We start from the raw sequence: 21,846 nt of genomic DNA, 5'->3' as shown, positions 1-21,846 counted from the left end.
TTCACGATCATCGGTTTTAGAGGTTGTGTAAGCAGTCGGTTTTGAGCAACTTTGCGGGATCAAAACGCCCCAAAGTGTAAGCCCATGTTCAATTTCAAGGAAATTATTTCCGTCACGCTGATCCTTTTTTCGGTGATCGATGTGCTTGGTTCATTGCCGATTATCGTTGATTTCCGGCGGAAGCTCGGCAAGATCGAGTCTGAGAAAACGACCATCGTGGCCGGTGCGATCATGGTGATATTCCTGTTTTTGGGAGAAAGGTTGCTAAGCTTGTTTGGGGTCGATATCGCATCGTTCGCCATCGCCGGGGCCATTATCCTGTTCCTGCTCGGGCTGGAAATGATCCTGGGGCGAGATATTTTCAAACACGGCAATATCGACGTGGGCGTGGCATCCATTGTCCCCATCGCATTCCCGATGATCGCCGGGGCAGCTACCATGACGACGTTGCTGTCGCTTCGTTCGACCTACCAGATTCAGAATATTCTGGTGGGTATTGTGCTGAACCTCTTTTTCATTTACCTCGTGTTAAAATCGTCGAACTGGCTGGAACGGAAGCTCGGGCAGGGCGGTACGGATATTCTCCGGAAGGTTTTCGGTATTATCCTGCTGGCCATTTCCATTAAATTGTTCAAAACCAACCTTTCGATGTAAGTGGCGTGCTGAGCGTCGTCTTTTATGTCAAGACAAATTTTTAAAACCATATAACAATGCAACAACTGGATAGCCTTAATCAAGTCGCGGATTTTCACAGAACTTTTAAACATCCGATCCTGGAAACACCGACGATCCCCTCTGAAGAAAGAAGCCGCCTGCGCGTGGCATTGCTGGCCGAAGAGTTGAAGGAGCTGGAAGTTGCGATTCTTGAAAAGGACATTGTAGAAGTGGCCGACGCGCTTTGCGACTTGCAATATGTATTGTCCGGCGCCGTGCTGGAATTTGGTCTGGGTGAGAAGTTCCGCACTTTATTCGATGAGGTACAGCGCTCCAATATGTCGAAAGCGTGCAATTCGGTGGAAGAAGCCGAAGCAACCGTGGCGCATTACCAGGCAAAAGGCACCGAATGTTATTTCAAGGAGGATAATGGCAAATACCTGGTTTACCGTACCGCAGACGACAAAACCCTGAAAAATATCAATTACTCTCCTGCCGACCTGGCGTCGATTATCGGTTAATTTATATTTTTGGATTTCACCTGACTCATTATGAGCTCTGTTCTCGAACGATTCCTGCGTTACGTGCAAATCGACACGCAGTCAGACCCTAACTCGGAGACCTTTCCCAGTACTGCCAAGCAGCGTAACCTGAGCAACTTGCTCGCCGAGGAGCTTCGCGCGCTGGGCGTGGCGGATGCGCACGTGGATGAGCACGGGTATGTGTACGCGACGATCCCATCGAATTCCGACAGAGAAGATATTCCCGTAATTTGTTTTTGTTCACACGTAGATACTTCGCCGGACGTTACGGGAGAAAATGTAAAGCCGATCGTTCACAGGAACTGGGACGGTTCGGATATTATCCTGCCGGACGATCATTCGCAAGTTTTGCGAATAGGGGAGCTGCACGATCTCGATCAGCAGATTGGAAATGATATTGTTACTGCCAGCGGCACCACGCTGCTGGGAGCCGATAACAAGGCCGGCGTTGCCGAAATCATGGCCGCAGCTGAATATTTGTTGGCTAATCCGCAGATTAAACATGGCGATATCAAAATCCTTTTCACGCCGGACGAAGAAGTAGGGAGAGGTACGGAAAAAGTCGATTTACAGAAACTGGGTGCTGATTTCGGTTACACTGTCGACGGCGAGGCGATCGGTACGCTGGAAGACGAGACGTTTTCAGCGGACGGTGTCAGGATTACCATTCACGGTGTGAGCACGCATCCCGGATACGCCATCGGGAAGCTGGAAAATGCACTGAAAATCGCTGCCGAAATACTCGCGCGGCTGCCGAAGGATAAGCTTTCGCCCGAAACCACGCAGGATAAAGAGGGTTTTATCCATCCGGTGCAGATGGAAGGCATTCAGGAAAAGGCCGCTCTGAGCTTTATCATCCGTGATTTTACCGTCGCAGGCCTGCACGAAAAGGAGGCATTACTGAAAAGCATTATGGAAGAGGTTTTGAAAGACTATCCCAATTCTTCCGCCGAGTTCAAAGTGCACGAGCAATACCGGAACATGAAAGAGGTACTCGATCAGCACCCGGAAGTTATCCAAAACGCATTGAAAGCCATGGAACGGGTGGGCTTGAACCCAATCCAGCGCAGTATCCGAGGCGGTACCGATGGCTCGCGGCTTTCGTTCATGGGCCTGCCGTGTCCGAATATTTTCGCCGGTGAACACGCTTTTCATTCCAAACTGGAATGGGTGTCGGTGCAGGATATGGAAAAGGCGGTAGAGGTAATCGTCAATTTGGTGGGCGTCTGGGCGGAAAAATAGTCAGGTGTGGTCAGTATAGTCAAGTATGGTCAGTTATTGTCAGGCGTAGTCAATTATTGTCGTAAGCTTGCCTGCTCTATTGACTACAAATGACCTCCTGACTACACCTGACAAAACATAGTAGTTAATAAAATCGAACATTACATTCGTGTCAAAAAAGTCCAAGTTTTACGTAGTGTGGCAGGGCCGGAAGACGGGCGTTTTTACCGACTGGAAGGAATGCGAAGCGCAGATTAAGGGCTTCGAGGACGCGCGCTACAAGTCTTTTGACTCTTTACAGGAAGCCGAAGCGGCTATTCAGCGGAATTACTGGGAGTTTGTGGCCAAAAAGGATTCAAAACCGGCCGTTCAGGAGCCCCCTGCGAATGTCGGAAGGCCTATTAAGAACAGCATTGCCGTGGATGCGGCGTGGAATACCGCTACCGGCGACATGGAGTACCAGGGCGTGTATTACGCCACAGGCGACCGTATTTTCCTGCAAGGACCATTTAAAGACGGTACCAATAACATCGGCGAGTTTCTGGCGATCGTGCACGCTTTGGCCTACTTGCAAAAGAAGGAGAGTGATTTGCCCATCTATACCGATTCCAAAACGGCGATGGCGTGGATTAAAAAGAAGCATGCGAATACCAAGTTGGTTTTGACCCCACGGAACAAGCCCCTTTTTGAAATGTTGCAACGCGCTGAACGCTGGCTCGCAACGAACACTTACCCCAACAGGATATTGAAATGGGAGACGGAATATTGGGGAGAGAATCCGGCTGATTTTGGAAGAAAATAGACCATAATATGCCCCGTAACGCCCATTTCCGGTTCAAACAGTTCACTGTCCGACAGGATCAGTGTGCCATGAAAGTATGTACCGACGCCTGTGTATTGGGCGCCTGGGCTGATGTGGAGGATGCCGACCGCATCCTCGATATCGGTGCCGGAACGGGCCTGCTGTCGCTCATGGTGGCGCAGCGCAACTCGTACGCGATGATCGACGCGGTGGAGATTGACGCCGAGGCGTTTTACCAGGCCGGAGAAAACGTGGAGCAAAGCCCTTTTCACGATCGCATTACGCTGTTCCATTCGGCGGTCCAGGAATTTGTGTCGGACCATTTGTATGATGTGATCATTACCAATCCGCCTTTCTTCCAATCGGACCTGCTTTCGCCGATCGATAAGAAAAATATTGCGCATCATGCCAAATCCCTTGATTTTGAGGAGCTACTGGTTGCCATCGAACGACTTTTAAAACCGGAGGGGAAATTCAACATTCTTTTCCCGGTGGATGAGGGCGAGCGTTTTGCGGAGAAAGCCGAACAAGCCGGCTGGAAACTCACCCGTAAACTGACATTGTTTCACCAGGAAGATAAAAAAGCATTTCGTTTGCTGATGCTGTTTCAGCGAGTTGAATTTGCTCATAATGTGCACGTTGAACCTGATTTGCACATTTATGAAACAGACGGGGTTACCCATGATCCGCGTTTCAGGGAATTGCTAAAAGCTTTTTATTTGAAATTTTGATCAGGAAAAACACGAACTTTGCCGCAAATTACCGGCAAAGCATTGTCACTGAAACCGTACATGACCAACCAAGCTATCCAGATTTCCGTTGTTATCCCGCTTTATAATGAAGAAGAGTCGCTTCCCGAGCTCTGCGAGTGGATTGCGAGGGTCATGGACGAAAATCATTTTACGTACGAGGTGCTTTTCATGGACGACGGCAGCAAGGACCGGTCCTGGGAGGTGATCCAGCGGCTTTCGCAGGAAAATCCCAATATACGCGGAATGAGTTTTGTGCGGAATTATGGCAAAACAGCTGCCTTGCAAACAGGCTTTCAGGCGGCAAAGGGTGATGTCGTGATCACTATGGATGCCGATTTGCAGGATAGTCCGGACGAAATCCCGGAGTTGTACAGCATGATCGTCAACGACCGCTATGACCTGATCTCGGGCTGGAAGAAAAAGCGTTACGACCCGATCACCAAAACGATCCCTACAAAGCTGTTTAATGCCGCTACCCGCAGTATCTCAGGTGTTTATTTGCACGATTTTAACTGTGGTCTGAAAGCTTACCGCAGGGAGGTTGTGAAGAATATCACTATCTACGGAGAGATGCACCGCTACATTCCGGTGATCGCCAAATGGAATGGTTTCGCGAAGATCGGGGAGAAGGTGGTACAGCACCGTGCGCGTAAATACGGTCACACAAAATTCGGTCTCGAGCGGTTCATTTTTGGCTTCCTGGATTTGCTTTCGATCGCCTTTGTGAATAAGTTTGGACGAAGGCCCATGCATTTGTTTGGGAGTCTGGGAACCCTTATGTTTTTTCTTGGAAGCCTTATAGCGGTATGGCTTATCGGAAAAAAGATATATAACATTTACAATTTATTGCCCTACCGGAATGTTACAGAGAACCCGCTGTTCTTTCTGGCGCTTGTCGCGATTATGGTAGGCTCTCAATTATTTCTCGCAGGATTTTTGGGTGAATTGTTTGTGAAGCAATCTGTTTCAAAGACAGGGGATTACACTATTGCTGAAAAGGCAGGGTTGTAAGAAATCAAGATCAGTATTCAACGAAATTTAAGTTTAAAGTTATTACCTATTACACAACTAATGATCGCTAACGTACACAAAGCACATCCGTGGCACGGAATTCCAATGGGTGACAAGGCACCCGAATTAGTTACTGCATTTATTGAGATTGTTCCTACCGATACCGTAAAATACGAAATTGACAAGGCCACCGGTTACCTCAAAATCGACCGCCCTCAGAAGTACTCGAACATCGTTCCGGCATTGTACGGTTTTATTCCCAAAACTTATTGCGCGGATAAAATTGCGGCGCTGGCACGTGAGCGGTCTGGTCGCGATGTGACCGAGGGCGATGGTGACCCGCTGGATATCATCGTATTGTGCGAAAAAATCATTTCGCATGGTAACATTATGTGCGAGGCGAAGCCCATCGGCGGTATCCGTCTGATCGATGGCGGCGAGGCCGACGATAAAATCATTGCTGTTCTGAAAGGTGACGAAGTTTACGGCCAGTTCAACGACCTGAGCGAGCTGCCGGACGGTATCGTGGAGCGTTTGAAACACTACTTCCTGACTTATAAAAACTTGCCGGGCGAGAAGGCGCATATCGAGATTACCAATGTTTACGGTAAGGATGAGGCGCATGAAGTGATTCTTACTTCGGTAGAAGACTACAAGCATTCTTATTATTGAGCCGACGCAGCACATGACGTCTGCTGACGGAATTTAGAGCCGCTCCCGCTAGGGGCGGCTTTTTTTAATTCGTATCTTTGCGCAAATTTTGACCAACCATTGGCACTCGCTGCCAGGCATATATGAGTAATTTACAAGAAATTAAGAAGCGCCGCACGTTTGCGATCATCAGCCACCCCGATGCCGGGAAAACCACTTTGACCGAAAAGCTGCTCCTTTTCGGGGGCGCGATCCAGACAGCGGGTGCGGTAAAATCCAATAAAATCAAGAAGACCGCGACTTCCGACTTTATGGAGATCGAGAAGCAGCGTGGGATCTCGGTGGCGACGTCGGTAATGACCTTCGAATATAAGGATCTGCTGATCAATATCCTCGATACGCCTGGTCACAAGGACTTTGCCGAAGATACTTACCGCACATTGACCGCCGTGGATAGCGTAATCCTGGTGGTGGACTGTGTAAAAGGTGTCGAAGAGCAAACCGAGCGTTTGATGGAGGTTTGCCGCATGCGTAACACGCCGGTGATCGTGTTCATCAACAAACTCGACCGCGAAGGCCAGAATCCGTTTGAACTGCTCGACGAGCTGGAAAGCAAGCTGAATATCCGCGTTCGCCCGCTTACATGGCCCATCAATATGGGTGCCAATTTCAAGGGCGTTTACAGTTTGTACGAGCAAATGCTGTATTTCTTCAAAATCAATAAGACCAAGATCGAGAATGACGTCGCGAAGGTAAATCTGGAAGACGAGAAGCTTACGGAGTTACTCGGCGAAAGGGATGCTAACCAGTTGACCGAGGACGTGGAGCTAGTGGAAGGTGTTTACGATGCATTTTCGGAAGAAGCTTACCAGAAAGGGCAGCTCGCGCCGGTGTTCTTTGGAAGTGCCATCAATAATTTCGGTATCAAAGAATTGCTGGACACATTCTGTGATATTTCGCCGATTCCGCAGCCGCGCCCTACAGACGTGCGCGAAGTGGAACCTACCGAACCGAAATTCACCGGTTTTGTATTTAAAATCCACGCCAACCTCGACCCCCGTCACCGCGACCGCATTGCGTTCCTGCGGATTTGTTCGGGGAAATTCGAGCGGAACAAATTTTACAAACACGTACGTCTAGGCAAGGAGGTGCGTTTTTCGAGCCCATTCACCTTCATGGCTTCAGACAAAAGTGTAATGGACGAAGGCTTCCCGGGCGACGTGGTAGGTCTTTATGACACCGGAAACTTCAAAATTGGCGATACTTTGACAGAAGGCGAAAACCTTCAATTCTCTGGTATCCCAAGCTTCTCACCCGAAATCTTTAAGGAGCTGATCAATATGGACCCGATGAAATCCAAGCAATTGGAAAAGGGTATCCAGCAGCTCACCGACGAAGGCGTGGCGCAGCTCTTCACGCTGGATCTCGGCAATAGAAAAGTCGTAGGTACCGTTGGAGAACTTCAATTCGATGTAATCCAGTATCGCCTCGAACATGAATATGGCGCAAAATGCCGCTGGGTGCCCATGAACATTTCCCGCGCCTGCTGGCTTACTGCCAACGAGAAACCGGCTATGGACCAGTTTGTCCGCCTCAAAGGCAACCAAATCGCCTACGATAAGGATCGCAACCCGGTATTCCTCGCCGAATCCGAATGGATGATCCGCATGAACCGCGAAAACAATCCGGCCATTCACTTCCATTTTACATCGGAGTTTAAAACGGAAATGGCGCTTTGAGGCTGACTTTGAGTTAGGTTGAAATTCGCTATATTTGTTTAGAGGCCAATTGAAAAAAACATGATACTCACCGAGACGATTCCTGCTAGCTTGATCTTCGAAGAACTCGACGGACGCCCCTTGTACCGCAAGGGCTACAAGAAGGTACTGGAAAATAATTTGTCTCCGGAGGATGTTATGGGTTGTAGTTTTATTCAAGGGTTGATTATGAGAATTGTTAGTACTTGTATCAGCCGAATGTTAAAGGGCATGCCGTACTGGGTGGTATCTGGTGAAACTGGATTGCATGTCTCGCATGGAAATAACTTAGCCAACGATGTTGCTGTTTTTGACAAGGCGTTGATCAAGGATAAATTTTCAAAAAGCTACCCTGATGTCCCTCCAAAAATAGCGATCGAGATAGATGTGAAAATCGAGGCAGGCCAGTTCCCAAGCCCTGAGGACTACTTTTCTCGTAAAAGCGAAAAGATGATCGAGTTCAGTACGGAACGGGTGATTTGGATTTTGACAGAAAACCGTAAGATCATGGTAATGGATCAGTCGCGTGAATGGTCTATTTATGAATGGGATGAAATGGTTCCTGTTTTTGATCAATATCAGTTTTGTCTGAATGATCTTTTGAAGGAGGAAGGAGTGATTTAAAATCCAGACTATATAAATAAAACAGGCTGCCATATGTGAATGTGGCAGCCTGTTTTGTATTAATTGAGTTAATTCCTGGGGCCGCCTCCGCCACCTCCGCCACCGCGGTTATTGCGGCGGTCTTCGAGCATAGTTTTGTATTTTTCCTGCTGTTCTACGGTCAGGATTTTGGAAAGTTCGGTGTTGAATGTTTCCATCGAAGCCCGCATTTGTTCGCGGTCCATGTTTTGAGAATCCCTTAGTTCCTGCATTTTCTTGGCGCGGGTGAGACTAAGGTCATATACTTTTTTCTGCTGATCTTCCGAAAGTTTGAGGTTTTCGGTCAGAGTTTTAGTCTGGTTCTCGGCGCGTTGCTCAGGCGTTGCGTTGCCGCCGCGTTGCGCGAAGGTTGTGAAGCTTACAAATGCCAGTAAAATGGCCAACAATGTTTTCCTCATGGTCAAAAAAGTTTAGATACCCAGGTTAGATGTAAAATGGAGCGGCAAGTTTAATGGGCTATTTAAATTTTTGACTGAGTACCTGAACCGCCAATGCGACGGCAATGGCACAGGTGTAACTCATTAATGTGCCTACCAGTACATATTCCGATTTCTTGCTGATATAAGCCGGTGGAATGCCCGGTTCGTTTGATTTGTCGTTATACCTCAGCAGCGATTTAGCGGCGATGAGGAAGCCAATGGCCGAATATTGATTGACTAATACAAAAACAAAAATGAGCAACCGTTCGGACATACCTATCCAACGGCCCGCGCTGGCGAGGTTGTCGTCTGCCTCTGGTGCGAGTTTGCTGAGTTCCTCGCGCCACGGTTTGGTCAGAATGCCTACCAGAAACGAGATGGGAGATAGCGAAAGCAGCGCTCCGGATAAGGTTGCCAGGGTTTTAGGGGTGTTGAACCATACGGTGAGCGCTTCAAAACCAACTGATATGTGGCTGGTGAGAATGAGTGCGGTGATTGCGATCGTAACCAGGTGTGCAGCCTGGTCGGCGATAAACCAGGTAAGGGACCCCTTTTTATCGAATGATATTTTAACAAGGTCGATCACGCCGTGTACCAAGCCCAATGCGATGGCCGGGAACGGATTTGTCCATTGATGCAGGGCGATGTAGGAGACGATTATGACGAGTAATATGTGGAAATACAAATACCGGGATTTGTATTTTTTCTCCTTTTTGTCGGTTACCCACCGGGTAGGCTGCCAGTAAAAATCTACGAGAACGTGTGCCAAAAGGAGCAGCAGAAATTCTGTCATGGGAACTTAGCGTTTAGTGTATAGTGATAATTGCTTTGGAAAGGTAGCAAGAAAACTATCAATAGCCCACCACTTCGCCGAGGCAACCCGCTGGCTTGCTGCCGGCTGGCTGATGGACAGCTTTTCGGCTATCTGTGTCACATTTTTGCCTTGTAGCAGCGCTTCAATTACCTGGCTTTGAGCGGATGTCCAGCTTTCGATGACTGTTTCCAGCAGATCCAGTGTGGCCGACAATGGCTCGGATGGCCTGGGAAGCGCTATGCCGATCCTTGCTTTCTGCTGACGGATTGTATCAGCCAGGTGCCCCGAAAGCCTGAATGCTTCGCCGTCAGAGGTGCCTGGGCGGTCGGTGAGTTGCTCGGTATGGCCAATGCCGATGGCTACGCGCATATCGGCATTGGGTGCGTGCTTACGCATACATGCGCGTGCGAGTATGGCCATGCGCATGACTTCATCGGGATTCTTCAAAACAGCCTGGAAGCTATCACCACGGTATATTTCAGGTTTTAGTGCCCATTTGAAAACCTGATTTTGGTGCAAAATAACCAGTAATTCTTCCAGCCATGCAGTTGATTCTTCGCGCGAAAACTGCGTAGAATTCACCATATCAGCAGTTATGACCGCCCGGAACGCTTTCATGAGTATAAGGTTTTTTACTTATAATAGTCAAATATAAGGTAAAAGCCTTATATTTTAAATATATAAGCCAAAAACCTTATATTGGTCGAATATAAGGTAAAAACCTTATGCTTTTTTGAGAAAAAGGTTCGCCAGATAGGCCCACTCTTCTTTCAAGCTTCCCCTAAATACTTCTGAACCAGCACGTCTGTACCAGTACCCTGCATTGAAAGTATCGCCTTCAACACGGTGCAGATAGGCGTGTAAACGGTCGTAAGGCTGCGTCCCCTCCCGGCTTTGGGCGATATTATGGGCTGCTTCCCAGTCGCCGTTAGCGTCGTGCCAAAGTGCTTTCAGAAGTACAGAAAGACCTTTGGGAGGAGCTGGCTCGGAAATCGATTCCTGGAATTGTTCGAATGTCATGATCGATGGAAAGATGGTGAACAACGATGAAAACAGCTGCAAGATACGCCTCAGGGCCCTTATTTACCGATTTTACTTGTATATTGTAAGGCACAATTGTAATTAAGACAACAATATATGTTTAAACAATTATCAACGATATTAGGCTGCATGACGCTGGCAGTGTATTGCCATGCGCAGGAAACTTTCCCAAGAAACGGCGCCTATGATGAAAGGCCAGGGCGCTACGCTTTTACGAACGCAACGATTGTTGTTGACCCGAAAACAACCATCGAGAACGCTACAATGCTGATCGAGGACGGTGTTATCCGGGAAACGGGCAAGCAAGTGAAAATTCCCGCCGGTACGGTAACCGTCGATCTGAAGGGCAAATTCATTTACGCGTCGCTCATCGAACTGGATTCGGATTATGGAATGCCGGAAGTCAGAAAAGCACAAGGTGGCGGCGGACGTCAAAGCCCGCAGCTGGAATCGAATAAGAAAGGTGCATTCGGCTGGAACCAAGCCATTCAGCCCGAAACGGATGCCAGCCTTCTTTTCACACCCGATTCCAAAAAAGCGGGCGACTTGCGGAAAATCGGTTTCGGCACGGTATTGGTGCATTCGCACGACGGCATTGTGCGAGGAAGCGGTGCGCTCGTGACGCTTACCGACGAACCAGCCAACAAGGCGATGCTTAACGGAAAAGCGTCGGCGCATTTCTCTTTTGGCAAAGGGAGCTCATCGCAGACCTACCCGTCGTCGGGAATGGGCGTGGTGGCGCTTCTGAGACAAAATTATTACGATGCCGACTGGTATGCGAAAGGCGGAAACAAGAAGGAGACGAACCTGTCGCTTGAAGCATTCAACCAGATCAAAACGCTGCCTTCTTTTTTTGAAACGGGAGACAAATACAGTATCCTGCGGGCAGACAAAATCGGGGATGAATTTGGTATACAATACATTATTCGTGGAGGAGGAGACGAATATCAGCGTATTCAGGAGATTAAAGCCAGTAAGGCAACGCTGGTGTTACCGCTGGTATTTCCGGACGCCTACGACGTGACCGACCCATGGGATGCGGAAGTGGTAACCATGAGCCAGCTCAAACACTGGGAACTGGCGCCACGTAATGCCTCGGAAGTTGCGAAAGCGGAGATCCCTTTTGCATTGACTACTTCGGGATTGCGGAACAAAGCCGATTTCTGGAAAAATCTGCGGACTGCCATCGAATATGGCCTGCCCAAAGAAAGAGCACTCGCAGCGCTGACAACCCTTCCGGCCTCGCTGATCAAGGCCGATAATAAGATCGGAAGCTTGAAAGCGGGGATGCTCGCTAACTTCATCATTACTTCGGGTGACCTGTTTTCGAAAGATAATGTGATTTACGAAAACTGGATCCAGGGCAAGAAATTCGTGCTGACGGCATTGGATGCGCCGGATATCAGGGGTACTTACTCGCTGTCGTTGAACAACCAGCCCGCCGGGAAGTTGCAGATCACCGGCTCGCCGGAAAAGCCGGAGTACAAGATCACGGTACAGGATTCGATCAAGATTACTCCAAAGGCAATCCTGGCGAATGCATTGCTTACGCTAAGTTACCAGCAGGATAAAAAAGTGGGTGGTACAACCCGTCTTACGGGTTGGTTGAGCGGAAATGGGTTCAGCGGAGAAGGTGTGCTGCCCGACGGGACTGTCATCCCCTGGAGCGCCGCACTCACGGAAAAGAATGCAGCGGTCGCTACCGCCGATACCACGAAGCCGAAAAGCAAGGAAACGGGGCCGATTGTGTATCCATTTGTGGGTTATGGAAATGAGACATTGCCAACCAAAGAAACAGTCCTGATCAAAAACGCAACGATCTGGACGAATGAAAAAGAGGGCATCCTGCAAAATGCCGATGTGATTGTTCAGAATGGCAAAATTACCAAAGTAGGGAAGGGCCTCTCAGCACCGTCGGGAGCGAGAACGATCGATGGAACCGGCAAGCACCTTACGAGTGGCATTATCGATGAGCATTCGCATATCGCGCTTTTCAGCATCAATGAGGGTGGTCAGTCCAGCTCGGCGGAGGTGCGTATGAGCGATGTGATCAATCCCGACGATATCAATATCTACCGGCAGTTGGCGGGTGGTGTTACGGCTTCGCATTTGCTGCACGGTTCGGCCAACTCGATCGGCGGGCAAAGTGCGATGATCAAGCTGAAATGGGGTGCAAGCCAATCCGAAATGCTGATCCCGGAAGTGAAAACGATCAAGTTCGCACTGGGCGAAAACGTGAAACAGTCGAACTGGGGCGACACGCAGCGCGTGCGCTTCCCGCAGACGCGTATGGGGGTGGAGCAAATCTATTTCGACCATTTCCTGCGTGCAAAAGAATATGCAGCGAGTTGGAAGAGCTACAATGCGAATGCCAAAAAGGCGAATATCGCAGCACCTCGTCGCGATATAGAGCTCGATGCACTGGCAGAAATTCTAGGCAACGAGCGCTTTATTACCTGCCATTCCTATGTGCAATCTGAGATCAATATGCTCATGCACGTCGCAGATTCACTGAAATTCAGGATCAACACATTTACCCATATTCTGGAAGGTTACAAACTCGCCGATGGTATGCAGAAACGCGGCATCGGCGGCTCGACGTTCGCGGATTGGTGGGCCTATAAAATGGAAGTGAAAGAAGCGATCCCTTATAATGCGGCATTAATGTACCACGAAGGCGTGACCGTGGCGATCAACTCCGACGATGCTGAAATGGCGCGGCGTCTGAATCAGGAAGCTGCCAAAACGGTGGAGTATGGTGGCGTTCCGGAAGAGGAAGCCTGGAAAATGGTGACTTTGAACCCTGCCAAATTGTTGCATGTGGACGACCGGATGGGAAGCGTGAAAGCCGGTAAGGATGCTGACCTGGTGCTCTGGAATGCGAGCCCGCTTTCGGTATATGCAAGACCTGATTTTACAATGATTGAAGGCGCTATTTATTTTGACCGTAAAAAGGATGAAGAGAAACGGAAATCCATCGTAGTGGAACGCGAAAGGCTGATCCAGAAAATGCTGGGTGAAAAAGCAGAAGGCAAACCTACGCAGAAACCGGAAGCAACGAAGCCGCATATGTGGCATTGCGAAGATGTTGTGGGAATCCACGCAGAGCACGTTGATATCCACGCCGGTAAATAAACTGTTTCAGGACATTCAAATTGATTTTTATGAAAAGCTATAAACTAATAGCCGGCCTCTTACTGGGACTGACGGTCGGAGTGCAAGCGCAAAATCCGGCACCCGCGAAGCCGCAAACCAGGCCGGTAGTGCTCACGGGGGCAACGATCCACATCGGCAACGGCGAGATAATCCAGAATGGCGCCATAGCGTTCGATAAAGGCATTATCACGCAGGTAGGACCGGCAGCTTCGGTAACAAGCCCCTCGGGTGCCGAAACCGTAGATGTAAAGGGAAAGCATATTTTTCCGGGCTTGATTTCTTTGAACACGACCGTCGGATTGCAGGAAATTGCGTCGGTCAGGGCCACGCTTGATTATCGGGAAGTAGGAGAGATCAATCCTCACGTCCGTGCGCTCGTTGCCTACAACACCGATTCGGAAGTGATTCCGACTTTGCGTGGTAATGGCATCCTGTTGTCGCAGGCTGTTCCGCAAGGTGGTGCGATATCGGGTTCATCATCTGTTTTTTACAGCGATGGATGGAACTGGGAAGACGCTGTTCTGAAAAAGGACGACGGTATTTGGCTAAGCTGGCCTCCTTTTCTGGCAGGAAATTTCGATAATGAGACCTTTACTTACTCCATTAAACGAAACGACAAGCGTCAGGAGGTAATAGACCTCTTTAAAAAGACATTCTCGGAGGCAAAGGCTTACGCGGAAGTCGCTAACCCGACTCCGGTAAATCTTCGTCTGGAAGCGATGAAGCCACTTTTTACAGGCACGGCCAATCTTTACATCCGTGCGGACTACGCGAAGGACATTATAGAATCCATTCGCTTTGCTCAGGAAGCAGGTGTAAAAAAGATCGTCATTGCAGGCGGTAACGAATCCTACAAAGTGACCTCGTTTTTGAAGGAAAATGGAGTTCCCGTAATTATCAATACCACGCATCGGCTTCCGGATGGTGTGGACGAAAACGTTTACCTTCCCTACGAACTGCCCGGACTACTTCATAAAGCAGGCGTGAAAGTTGCCATTACTTATGCAGATGAATGGTGGCGCACGAGAAACCTCGGCTTTTTGGCCGGTACCGCATCCGGTTTCAGTGGTGTAACATCCGAGGAAGCATTGCAATTTGTTACGCGGAATGCAGCCGATATTATCGGTGCAGGACAGCAGGTCGGGACGCTTGAAAAGGGGAAACAGGCCTCATTGCTCGTTTCTGACGGCGATATCCTCGATATGCGCAGCAATATGGTCCAGGCGGCATACATACGCGGCGGCAAAGTTAATCTCGACGACAAGCAGAAAAGGCTTTACGAGAAGTATAAGGAGAAATATGGCAAGAAGTAAGTAGCCAAAAGATCTGTATTGAAAAAGGCATCCGGCAAATACTGACGGATGCCTTTTAATTTTTACGATTTGGATTGAGATATTTTAGCTTTTCAACTTTCGCAAAATCCGTATCATTGTCGGCGATGAGCATTAAATTGTTACGCAATTCAATTTCTGTAATTCAAAGACAGAATTGTTTCGCTATCAACAATTCTGTCCAGTAAAAGCAGGCCTGATGGCGACAGTGTTCCGTTTAAGTATTTTATAACAGCGCTGGTATCAATCAGATATCTCTCTTCCTTCATTCCTTAGTGTGTTAAGCCGGGAATCAATTTCCTGATCAGTCATTGGCGACTTGATTTGTTTTCTTAAGTCAGAAAGCGGTCGCTGGTTACGGATCACTTTGATCAAATGCATTTCTTCCATATCCAATAGAAGCTTCAATGCCTTATCATCAGTGATTTCTATTTCAATGGTTTTCATATATCTGATCAGTTTATTCAAAATTGAATTTACAAAAATCTGATCAATCAACGCTTCTCTGCCAAGTAAATCCCGTTGTCTTCGATTCGGATAATCCCCTGCTTATACAACCCGCCGATGGCTTTTTTGAAGACTTTTTTACTAATTTTTAGCCGGTTGTAAATGTCTTCGGGCGACGAACTGTCGGAAAGGTTCAGAAAGCCTTTGCCGTTTTTTACCTCTTCCAGTATTTGCTGCGCTACTGGCTCTACTACTTCATAGCCACTCTTTTGCAAGCTGATGTCCAGCTTATTCTCTTCGCGTATTTTTTTGATATAACCTTTCAGGGAATCACCGATTTGCAGCGGCTGGAATACTTCGTTGGCGTAAATGAGGCCCTTGTGGTATTGATTCACGACTACATTATAGCCGAGATCGGTTTTCTGCCAGACGAGCAAATCCACTTCATCGCCTTCCGCTACGGTGAGCCGCTCGCTTTCAAGGAATTTGTCGATTTTGGCGGAGGCCAGCAGTCGTTGCGATTTCTGGTCGAGGTACAAGAACACGACGTGCCATTCGCCGATCTCCATGGGCTTTGGCTGCTCGCGGAATGGTACGAAAAGGTCCTTAATGAGGCCCCAATCGAGGAATGCACCATATTCGGAGACATCCGTTACTTCCAGAAAAGCGAATTCGTTGCGGATGATCTTGGGCGTCTGCGTGGTCGCTACGGGTCGATCTTCAGAGTCGAGGTACACGAAAACCTTGATCTGATCGCCGACTTGCATGTCGTCCGTAATGTATTGGTTGGGAAGCAGCACTTCTTCACCTTCCACATCGCTCAGGAACATCCCTACGCTGGTAACCCGCTCGATGGTCAGGTAATTGTATTTTCCGATAAATAGCATTATTCAAATAACGAGGTTCGGATGCAAAGGTAACGCTTTCACACCGAATTACTCCCTCATCGTTCATTTCGACCTGCTTATCCATATTTTGCCTCCCTTTCGAGTAGTTCAGCCGGTATGACACCGCGACCAGAAACTGCTGCGGGTGCCATTGGAATAGAACTGTTACTCCTGTTCAATACCCGTCTGGCTCATTTCCTGGGCCTTTCCTAACGTTTCCATACTACCAATGTCGATCCAGTATCCAGTGGTCTGAGTTACTCCGGCAACATGCAGCCCCGTATGTAATGCGGATTGTACCAGTTGCCAGCCTTCATAGGAAATGCCTTTTGGCAACAGGTTGAGGACTTTTTTATTAAATAAGTAAACCCCTGCATTGACCATAAATTCATAGTCCGGTTTTTCTGCCAGACTGTTGACGTAGCCGTCAGAGGTTATTTCCAGCACGCCGTAAGGCACTTTTACGATATTCGGCGCAGCCAGGACAGCCATATCTGCCTTCCGTGAAAAGTATTGCTCGGAGAGATTTCCGATGTCGAAATTGGAATACACATCCCCATTGATCACCAGGAAATGTTCGTGGGGCCAGTGTCGCTTCAACGTCATGGCGCCGATGCTACCCATTGGGATGTGTTCCTGCAAGTACCGTACGATAACGCCCATTTCACGTCCGTCGCCCAGGTAACTGGTGATTTGTTCGGCCATGTGCCCGACCGAAATGTGGATTTCCCTGAAACCGAATGTCCTCAAATGGTCAATGAGATGCCGGATGATGGGTTTGCCGCCCACGGGGATGAGGGATTTGTGCGTATTGTCGGTCAACGGTTTCAGGCGTGTACCTTTGCCTCCGGCCATGATGACGACATTGACGGACCGCGGGTCCATTTCCGAATTCCAGTACATAGGACTTATACTTTTATGCTTACATCCAGAAACTTTGCGATGCTTTGCGTAACCCTTTTCAATTGTTCGTCGGTTATCGACGTAGAGCAGGGAAGCATGATCCCTTGCCGGGACACATCAGAGGAGACGTTTTCGCGCGTCACATACAAATCGTTTGTGAACACGGGCAGCTCATGAATCGGCGTCCAGAGCGGTCTCGATTCGATATTGTCCGCCGCCAATGCTGCGATAAGGTTGCGGCTATCCTCCGCAAGCACGGCGGAATGCCAATAGTTGGAATCCGTACCGGGCGTTAGCTGCTGGAATACCACATCGTATTCCCCCAATTCGCGTTGATACCAGGCGGCGACCTCCTTTTTTCTTTGGATAAAACCCGGTAGTTGTTCCATTTGCGCACAGCCCATGGCCGCGAGCGGATTGACCAGCCGGAAGTTGTAGCCCAGTTCGTCGTGAATATATTCGGTAGCATGGCTTTTGGATTGCGTAATCAGGTGGCGGGCACGTTTTGCCAATGCTTCATCGTTCGTCAGGATTGCTCCTCCGCCGGCGGTGGTAATGATTTTGTTACTGTTAAAACTCATGGTTCCCAGTAAGCCGGACGTACCAGAATGCCAGCCGTTCTGAAACGAGCCCAGCGAACAGGCGGCATCTTCCACAACGGCTAGTGCGAAATGATCTGCCATTTCATTCAGCCGCTCCATTTCACAGACATTTCCCAGTAAGTGCACGGGTACCACCGCTTTAATACGCCGGTGGCTTTCGCGGTGAAAACAGCCGTTGCTGTTCCGGAAAGTCTGATTTTCCAGGAAATCCTGCAACAGGTCGAGGTCCATCAGCCAAGTACGGGCGTCGATATCGACCATTACCGGATCAGCGCCGAGGTATTTGACCGCATTGGCCGTTGCTACAAATGTGAGATTGGGTACCAGTACAAGGTCTCCTTTTTCCACACCTGCGAGCGCGAGCGCTACTTGCAACGCGCTCGTGCCGTTGCTTACGCCTATCACATGCGCCGCGCCCGCGTAGTCGGCCAACTGCTGCTCGAACCGGCGCAGGAAACTTCCGCCTGAGAGCCAGTTCGAGTCGACGGCCTCGGCCATGTATTGTTTTTCGCGCCCGCCGAGGTTGGGTTCGCAAAGTGGGATAGGGGAGGGTTTATACGTTTCCATAGCGTGCATGCATTGGTTCGCTGATTACCTGTTCTTGAAATAGCGAGGCTATTTCCCGGATACCTTTCGGGACAGTTTTGGTAATCGTAAAACCGAGCACGGTTTTGATTTTGTCGCAATTCACTTTGTAGTCACGCGGGTCGGTGATCACCGGGTGGTAGTTCACTTCGAGCGAAGGGATCGCTTTGCTGATCTCGGCTGCCAGCATTTTCTTGGTATAGTTCTGAGAAGTATCGCCTACGTTGAATGCTTCGCCGTTTACTTTTTTCTGATCGGCCGTAAGCGCCATTTTCACGGATCGGGCGAGGTCGCTTACATGGCAATAGGGGCGCCAGAAGTTTTCGCCGTAGATCAGCAATGGTTTTCCCAATGCCGCATCTCGTGTGAATTCGTTGACAGTCAGATCAAAGCGGGGCCTTGGTGATATGCCGTAAACCGTGGAAAAGCGAAGAATAGTGCGTGTAATAGTGCTGTTTTCGCGGCTAAGCAGATATTTTTCGAAATTGACCTTGGTCTCGGAATACAAGGAAATCGGGTTCAGCTCGGCAGTCTCGTCGAGAAGCGCGTCGGCGACGGCCATCTTGCCATAATTACTGCAAGTGGAAGCAAACACAAACCGTTCGACCCCTGCTTCTTCGCAAAGCTCGTACAGGCGCACGGACGCGTGCCAGTTTACTTCCAATGCCAGGTCGGGGTATTTCTTGCAGGGAGGCTCACCGACGATCGCTGCAAGATGGCACACGTAATGCACTCCATTTAATGCTGCTTTGATGTCGGCGTCGTTCCGGAGGTCGCCTTTGATGAAGGTGAATGCAGGGTTGCCCCAGAAACTCAGCAGCGATTCGCCGCCAAAAGACAGGTTGTCAAGTACAACCACACGAAACTGTTCCTCCAACAATATACGAACCAGCTCGGAGCCGATATAACCCGCGCCGCCTGTTACCAGAACCGTTTTGGTTTGTTGATTAATCATATGCAGATACTTTGTGAAATGATTGAATAAGTTCTTCCGTAATAATGTCAGGTGACCATTGATCGATGATAGCCTTTCCGTTGCCGCCCATCTGCCCGAATTTTTCGGGATGGTCCATGAACCATAGCAGTTTGTTTGTAAAGTCGTCCTGGTTGGAAGGATCGAAACGGAAGCCATTGAGGCCGTCGATGACGAGGTCGGCCGCGCTTCCGCACCGTTCCGATACAAGCACCGGCATGGAATATACCATCGCCTCGTTGGTCAGAAATCCGAATGGTTCGAACGTACTCGGTAGTACGGCAACGTCGGCAAGTGTATAGCGGATGGGTACCTCATACCACTCACAAGGTTCCATCCAATGCACCGATTCGCAACCCAGCGAGCGTATCAGTTCCAGAAGCCGCGGCTTCTGACTTCCTTCCCCGCTCAAGATCAACCCCCATTCGCTGCCGTTTCCAGCGCGTTGCCGGGCTTCATGAAAAGCCCTGATGAACATATCGAGATTCTTGCGCTCTACGAACCGGCCGGCGTACACGAAGTTGTAACGCGGCAGGCCGGCTTCCGCTTTCCTGCGCGCGCGCAATGAGAGTTCGCGTTTGAAGATTTCAAGCAGGGCATCATTATCTACCCCCACATTTTTGGTACTGTGAATACGCTCGCGGCTCACATCCAGTTTCAGCGCGTATTCGGCCGCTTTCTGTCCGAGGCATACCAGTGCATGGCATTGACCAAGAAAGACCTTTTTCAACTGTTCTTTCCACCAAACCCTTTGCCTGCTGATTTCACTGCTTTCGAAATCCAGCACGACTTTTATTTTGTTGATTTTGCAGTAACCTAATACAAACCAATAGGAGGGGTCGTAGTAGCCGTTGAGGTACACAATCGCTGGCTGGTGTTGACGAAGCGCGGCGAGCAACTTTTGTGTTTTAGGGAGAAGCCCGATGTGTTCGATAGCCTTGTCGGGAAACAGGACTTCGTAAGGGTAAGTATGAATGCTCAGATCGGTTTTGAGCCCGAGCCGGCTTAGCTCGCTGAAAGCCAGTTGCAGCACAAAGAAGTCGTTACCTTCTTCGCACAATCGTTGGTGAAGTTGGGTGAAAATCCTGGCCTTGTAGTGCGACCAGAGTATATTATGGATAGCCAGTACCTTCATTGATTTCCGATTTCAGTATTGCAAAGCAGAGCTCTTTCCGGCTCTTACACTTTGGACAGGACTGATATGGAAATCAATGCACGTCCCCGGAAAAATTTTGATACCAGGGACGTGCGGTGGCTTTATTGAAGCGTATTGCTAAGTCTTTTCAGTTCAATTTCAGCAGATTTGGCGGCATAATTCAGGTTGATTAGCCTGTAACCCGCTTCTTCAAAACTGCGTTGGGCTTCGCGCACATCGATGATCGTCGCCTGGATAAGCTCAAAACGTTGAAGGGTCAGATCGAGCAGTTGTTTGCTGAGCGCGTAGTTTTTTTTCTGGTTTTCGAGCTGCTCGATGGAGCTCTGATAGGTCTGGTACATCTTCACCGCGCTGGCACTGTAATCGCGGAGCAGCGTGTTTTTCTGCAATTCGGCTGTTTTCGTGTCGATTTCAGCGGCTTGCTTCTGGCGTTTGAACGCCGTGCCGTTGTAAATCGGGACGGCGAGGGTAAGGCCTGCCTGCGGACCGACCACCCGGTTGAGCAAGGTAAGACCGGCGGCGGTTTGGTTACGCGAAAAATTATAAGCCGCATTGAAACGGACCGTAGGGTAACGAAGTGCAGCAGTCTCTCTTACAATCAATTCGTTGATTTTGATCTGATGGTCCGCCGCTTTGATGTCGGCATTGGCAGCCAGCTTGTCCATGACAGCAGCCAGTTGCATATTGTTGTCTACCGTAATGGTATCTTTGATGGTCACCGCCGATTTGGGATCGAGCGTGAGAGTGCGAAGCAACTCTGTTTTGGCCACTTGCGCTACCATTTGCTGGTTCAGCAGCATCTGGTTGAGTGTATTCAAATCGATTTCGGCCTGGAAAATATCCGCATTGTTGGCCATCCCTGCTTCTTTTCGTACCCGCAGGATTTCGAGGCGTTTTTCAGACGCTACAATCGATGTGCGGATCGTATTGATATAGCTCAGCTGCCGCACCACATCGTAATAGCTCGTCATGACCAGCGCGATCGTGTTCTGAATTTGTGAATTGAGCACCTCGGAGCTTTGGTATTGTAGTTCAGCCAATCGTTTTTTGGTAGCTACCACACGCTTTCCATTGTACAGAAGCATGCCCACCGAAAGGTTTGCCTGGGTATTGTTACCGGCCGCGGCGTTACGATTGATCTCGACACCGGTGTTCAGTTTCTGATTTACCTGGGTGATCTGCTCGGTATTGGAAGCGTTAAGGGCAACGGTCGGCAAGCCGCCTGCTACGCCATAATTGTTCAGGATGGTATTCGCGTCTACGTTATTCTTCGCAATCTCGATTTCGTAGCTGTTTTTGAGCGCGGTAGCCACGGCTTGTTCCAGCGTGAGCGCGAGTGTGTCGGCGGGTGCGCCAGCGCCCGTGAGACCAGCACCGGGAACACCGGCCCAAACGTTACCGGAGCAAAGCAGTAGGAATATGAATGCGTTTTTGTGTTTCTTAAGAAAGGTGAGCGAGCCCATGTAAAGAACAATAATT

The 21,846-nt window shown here is 49.2% G+C and carries 22 protein-coding genes; 11 read left to right on the top strand and 11 right to left on the bottom strand.

The features are described from left to right. Window positions 1-84 precede the first annotated feature (84 nt). The 9 genes from J7619_RS13450 to J7619_RS13410 all read left to right on the top strand — a co-directional run bounded on the left by J7619_RS13450 (window position 85) and on the right by J7619_RS13410 (window position 8,014). The gene (locus J7619_RS13450; protein ID WP_015814556.1) at window positions 85-654 is read left to right on the top strand and encodes a MarC family protein; all 570 of its coding nucleotides are present in this window, start codon (window positions 85-87) and stop codon (window positions 652-654) included. A 56-nt stretch (window positions 655-710) separates the two neighbouring features. Beyond that, the gene (locus tag J7619_RS13445) at window positions 711-1,175 is read left to right on the top strand and encodes a nucleoside triphosphate pyrophosphohydrolase family protein (protein ID WP_223410450.1); all 465 of its coding nucleotides are present in this window, start codon (window positions 711-713) and stop codon (window positions 1,173-1,175) included. Window positions 1,176-1,205: 30 nt separating this feature from the next. Further along, on the top strand, window positions 1,206-2,438 hold the full coding sequence (gene pepT, locus J7619_RS13440) for a peptidase T (RefSeq protein WP_291198988.1): 1,233 nt from the start codon (window positions 1,206-1,208) through the stop codon (window positions 2,436-2,438). A 148-nt stretch (window positions 2,439-2,586) separates the two neighbouring features. Next, window positions 2,587-3,219 (top strand): ribonuclease H family protein, encoded by a 633-nt coding sequence (locus J7619_RS13435; protein ID WP_291198986.1) that lies wholly within the window; start codon window positions 2,587-2,589, stop codon window positions 3,217-3,219. A gap of 8 nt (window positions 3,220-3,227) precedes the next feature. Then, complete coding sequence (locus J7619_RS13430) at window positions 3,228-3,950, top strand: tRNA1(Val) (adenine(37)-N6)-methyltransferase (RefSeq protein WP_291198984.1); 723 nt, start codon at window positions 3,228-3,230, stop codon at window positions 3,948-3,950. A gap of 60 nt (window positions 3,951-4,010) precedes the next feature. Further along, window positions 4,011-4,982, top strand: coding sequence for a glycosyltransferase family 2 protein (locus tag J7619_RS13425; protein ID WP_291198982.1), 972 nt, complete (start codon window positions 4,011-4,013; stop codon window positions 4,980-4,982). Window positions 4,983-5,042: 60 nt separating this feature from the next. Then, window positions 5,043-5,654, top strand: coding sequence for an inorganic pyrophosphatase (locus J7619_RS13420; protein ID WP_229225596.1), 612 nt, complete (start codon window positions 5,043-5,045; stop codon window positions 5,652-5,654). Window positions 5,655-5,776: 122 nt separating this feature from the next. Next, window positions 5,777-7,372, top strand: a complete 1,596-nt coding sequence (locus tag J7619_RS13415) for a peptide chain release factor 3 (RefSeq protein ID WP_291198980.1) — start codon at window positions 5,777-5,779, stop codon at window positions 7,370-7,372. 60 nt (window positions 7,373-7,432) lie between these two features. Next, a complete protein-coding gene (locus J7619_RS13410) occupies window positions 7,433-8,014 on the top strand; it encodes a Uma2 family endonuclease (protein WP_291198978.1) in 582 nt (193 codons plus the stop codon). A 68-nt stretch (window positions 8,015-8,082) separates the two neighbouring features. Here J7619_RS13410 and J7619_RS13405 read toward each other — a convergent pair whose 3' ends face one another. The 4 genes from J7619_RS13405 to J7619_RS13390 all read right to left on the bottom strand — a co-directional run bounded on the left by J7619_RS13405 (window position 8,083) and on the right by J7619_RS13390 (window position 10,306). Further along, window positions 8,083-8,451 carry a hypothetical protein gene (locus J7619_RS13405; protein ID WP_291198976.1) on the bottom strand — a complete coding sequence of 123 codons (369 nt, stop codon included), beginning with the start codon at window positions 8,449-8,451 and terminating at the stop codon, window positions 8,083-8,085. A 58-nt stretch (window positions 8,452-8,509) separates the two neighbouring features. Next, window positions 8,510-9,265 (bottom strand): DUF3307 domain-containing protein, encoded by a 756-nt coding sequence (locus J7619_RS13400; protein ID WP_291198974.1) that lies wholly within the window; start codon window positions 9,263-9,265, stop codon window positions 8,510-8,512. 6 nt (window positions 9,266-9,271) lie between these two features. Beyond that, window positions 9,272-9,904 carry a SatD family protein gene (locus J7619_RS13395; RefSeq protein ID WP_291198972.1) on the bottom strand — a complete coding sequence of 211 codons (633 nt, stop codon included), beginning with the start codon at window positions 9,902-9,904 and terminating at the stop codon, window positions 9,272-9,274. A 105-nt stretch (window positions 9,905-10,009) separates the two neighbouring features. Beyond that, a complete protein-coding gene (locus J7619_RS13390; protein WP_291198970.1) occupies window positions 10,010-10,306 on the bottom strand; it encodes a hypothetical protein in 297 nt (98 codons plus the stop codon). A gap of 117 nt (window positions 10,307-10,423) precedes the next feature. Here J7619_RS13390 and J7619_RS13385 point away from each other — a divergent pair, with 117 nt between their 5' ends. Beyond that, entirely contained in the window at window positions 10,424-13,462 is a 3,039-nt protein-coding gene (locus J7619_RS13385; RefSeq protein ID WP_291198968.1) for an amidohydrolase family protein, read from the top strand. A 29-nt stretch (window positions 13,463-13,491) separates the two neighbouring features. Beyond that, on the top strand, window positions 13,492-14,796 hold the full coding sequence (locus J7619_RS13380) for an amidohydrolase family protein (protein ID WP_291198966.1): 1,305 nt from the start codon (window positions 13,492-13,494) through the stop codon (window positions 14,794-14,796). Between the two features lie 261 nt (window positions 14,797-15,057). Here the strand turns inward: J7619_RS13380 and J7619_RS13375 are convergent, their stop codons facing one another. The 7 genes from J7619_RS13375 to J7619_RS13345 form a co-directional block, all read right to left on the bottom strand. Further along, window positions 15,058-15,261, bottom strand: a complete 204-nt coding sequence (locus tag J7619_RS13375) for a hypothetical protein (RefSeq protein WP_291198964.1) — start codon at window positions 15,259-15,261, stop codon at window positions 15,058-15,060. A gap of 47 nt (window positions 15,262-15,308) precedes the next feature. After that, window positions 15,309-16,148 carry a S1 RNA-binding domain-containing protein gene (locus J7619_RS13370; RefSeq protein ID WP_291198962.1) on the bottom strand — a complete coding sequence of 280 codons (840 nt, stop codon included), beginning with the start codon at window positions 16,146-16,148 and terminating at the stop codon, window positions 15,309-15,311. Between the two features lie 165 nt (window positions 16,149-16,313). Then, the gene (locus J7619_RS13365) at window positions 16,314-17,051 is read right to left on the bottom strand and encodes a sugar phosphate nucleotidyltransferase (RefSeq protein ID WP_291198961.1); all 738 of its coding nucleotides are present in this window, start codon (window positions 17,049-17,051) and stop codon (window positions 16,314-16,316) included. Window positions 17,052-17,056: 5 nt separating this feature from the next. After that, complete coding sequence (locus J7619_RS13360; RefSeq protein WP_291198959.1) at window positions 17,057-18,220, bottom strand: LegC family aminotransferase; 1,164 nt, start codon at window positions 18,218-18,220, stop codon at window positions 17,057-17,059. Further along, window positions 18,207-19,193: an NAD(P)-dependent oxidoreductase gene (locus tag J7619_RS13355; protein ID WP_291198957.1), complete on the bottom strand. Its 987-nt coding sequence runs from the start codon at window positions 19,191-19,193 to the stop codon at window positions 18,207-18,209. Before J7619_RS13355 ends, J7619_RS13360 begins: the two co-directional genes overlap by 14 nt. Continuing rightward, window positions 19,186-20,346: a glycosyltransferase family 4 protein gene (locus tag J7619_RS13350; RefSeq protein ID WP_291198955.1), complete on the bottom strand. Its 1,161-nt coding sequence runs from the start codon at window positions 20,344-20,346 to the stop codon at window positions 19,186-19,188. The genes J7619_RS13355 and J7619_RS13350 overlap by 8 nt, the downstream gene beginning before the upstream one ends. A gap of 122 nt (window positions 20,347-20,468) precedes the next feature. Further along, window positions 20,469-21,830, bottom strand: coding sequence for a TolC family protein (locus J7619_RS13345; RefSeq protein WP_291198953.1), 1,362 nt, complete (start codon window positions 21,828-21,830; stop codon window positions 20,469-20,471). Window positions 21,831-21,846: the final 16 nt, after the last annotated feature.

The sequence above is a fragment of the Dyadobacter sp. genome (assembly GCF_017744695.1).
Classification (GTDB): domain Bacteria; phylum Bacteroidota; class Bacteroidia; order Cytophagales; family Spirosomataceae; genus Dyadobacter.
Note: the sequence above shows the minus strand (reverse complement) of the source record. Positions and strands in the feature narration are given on the sequence as shown.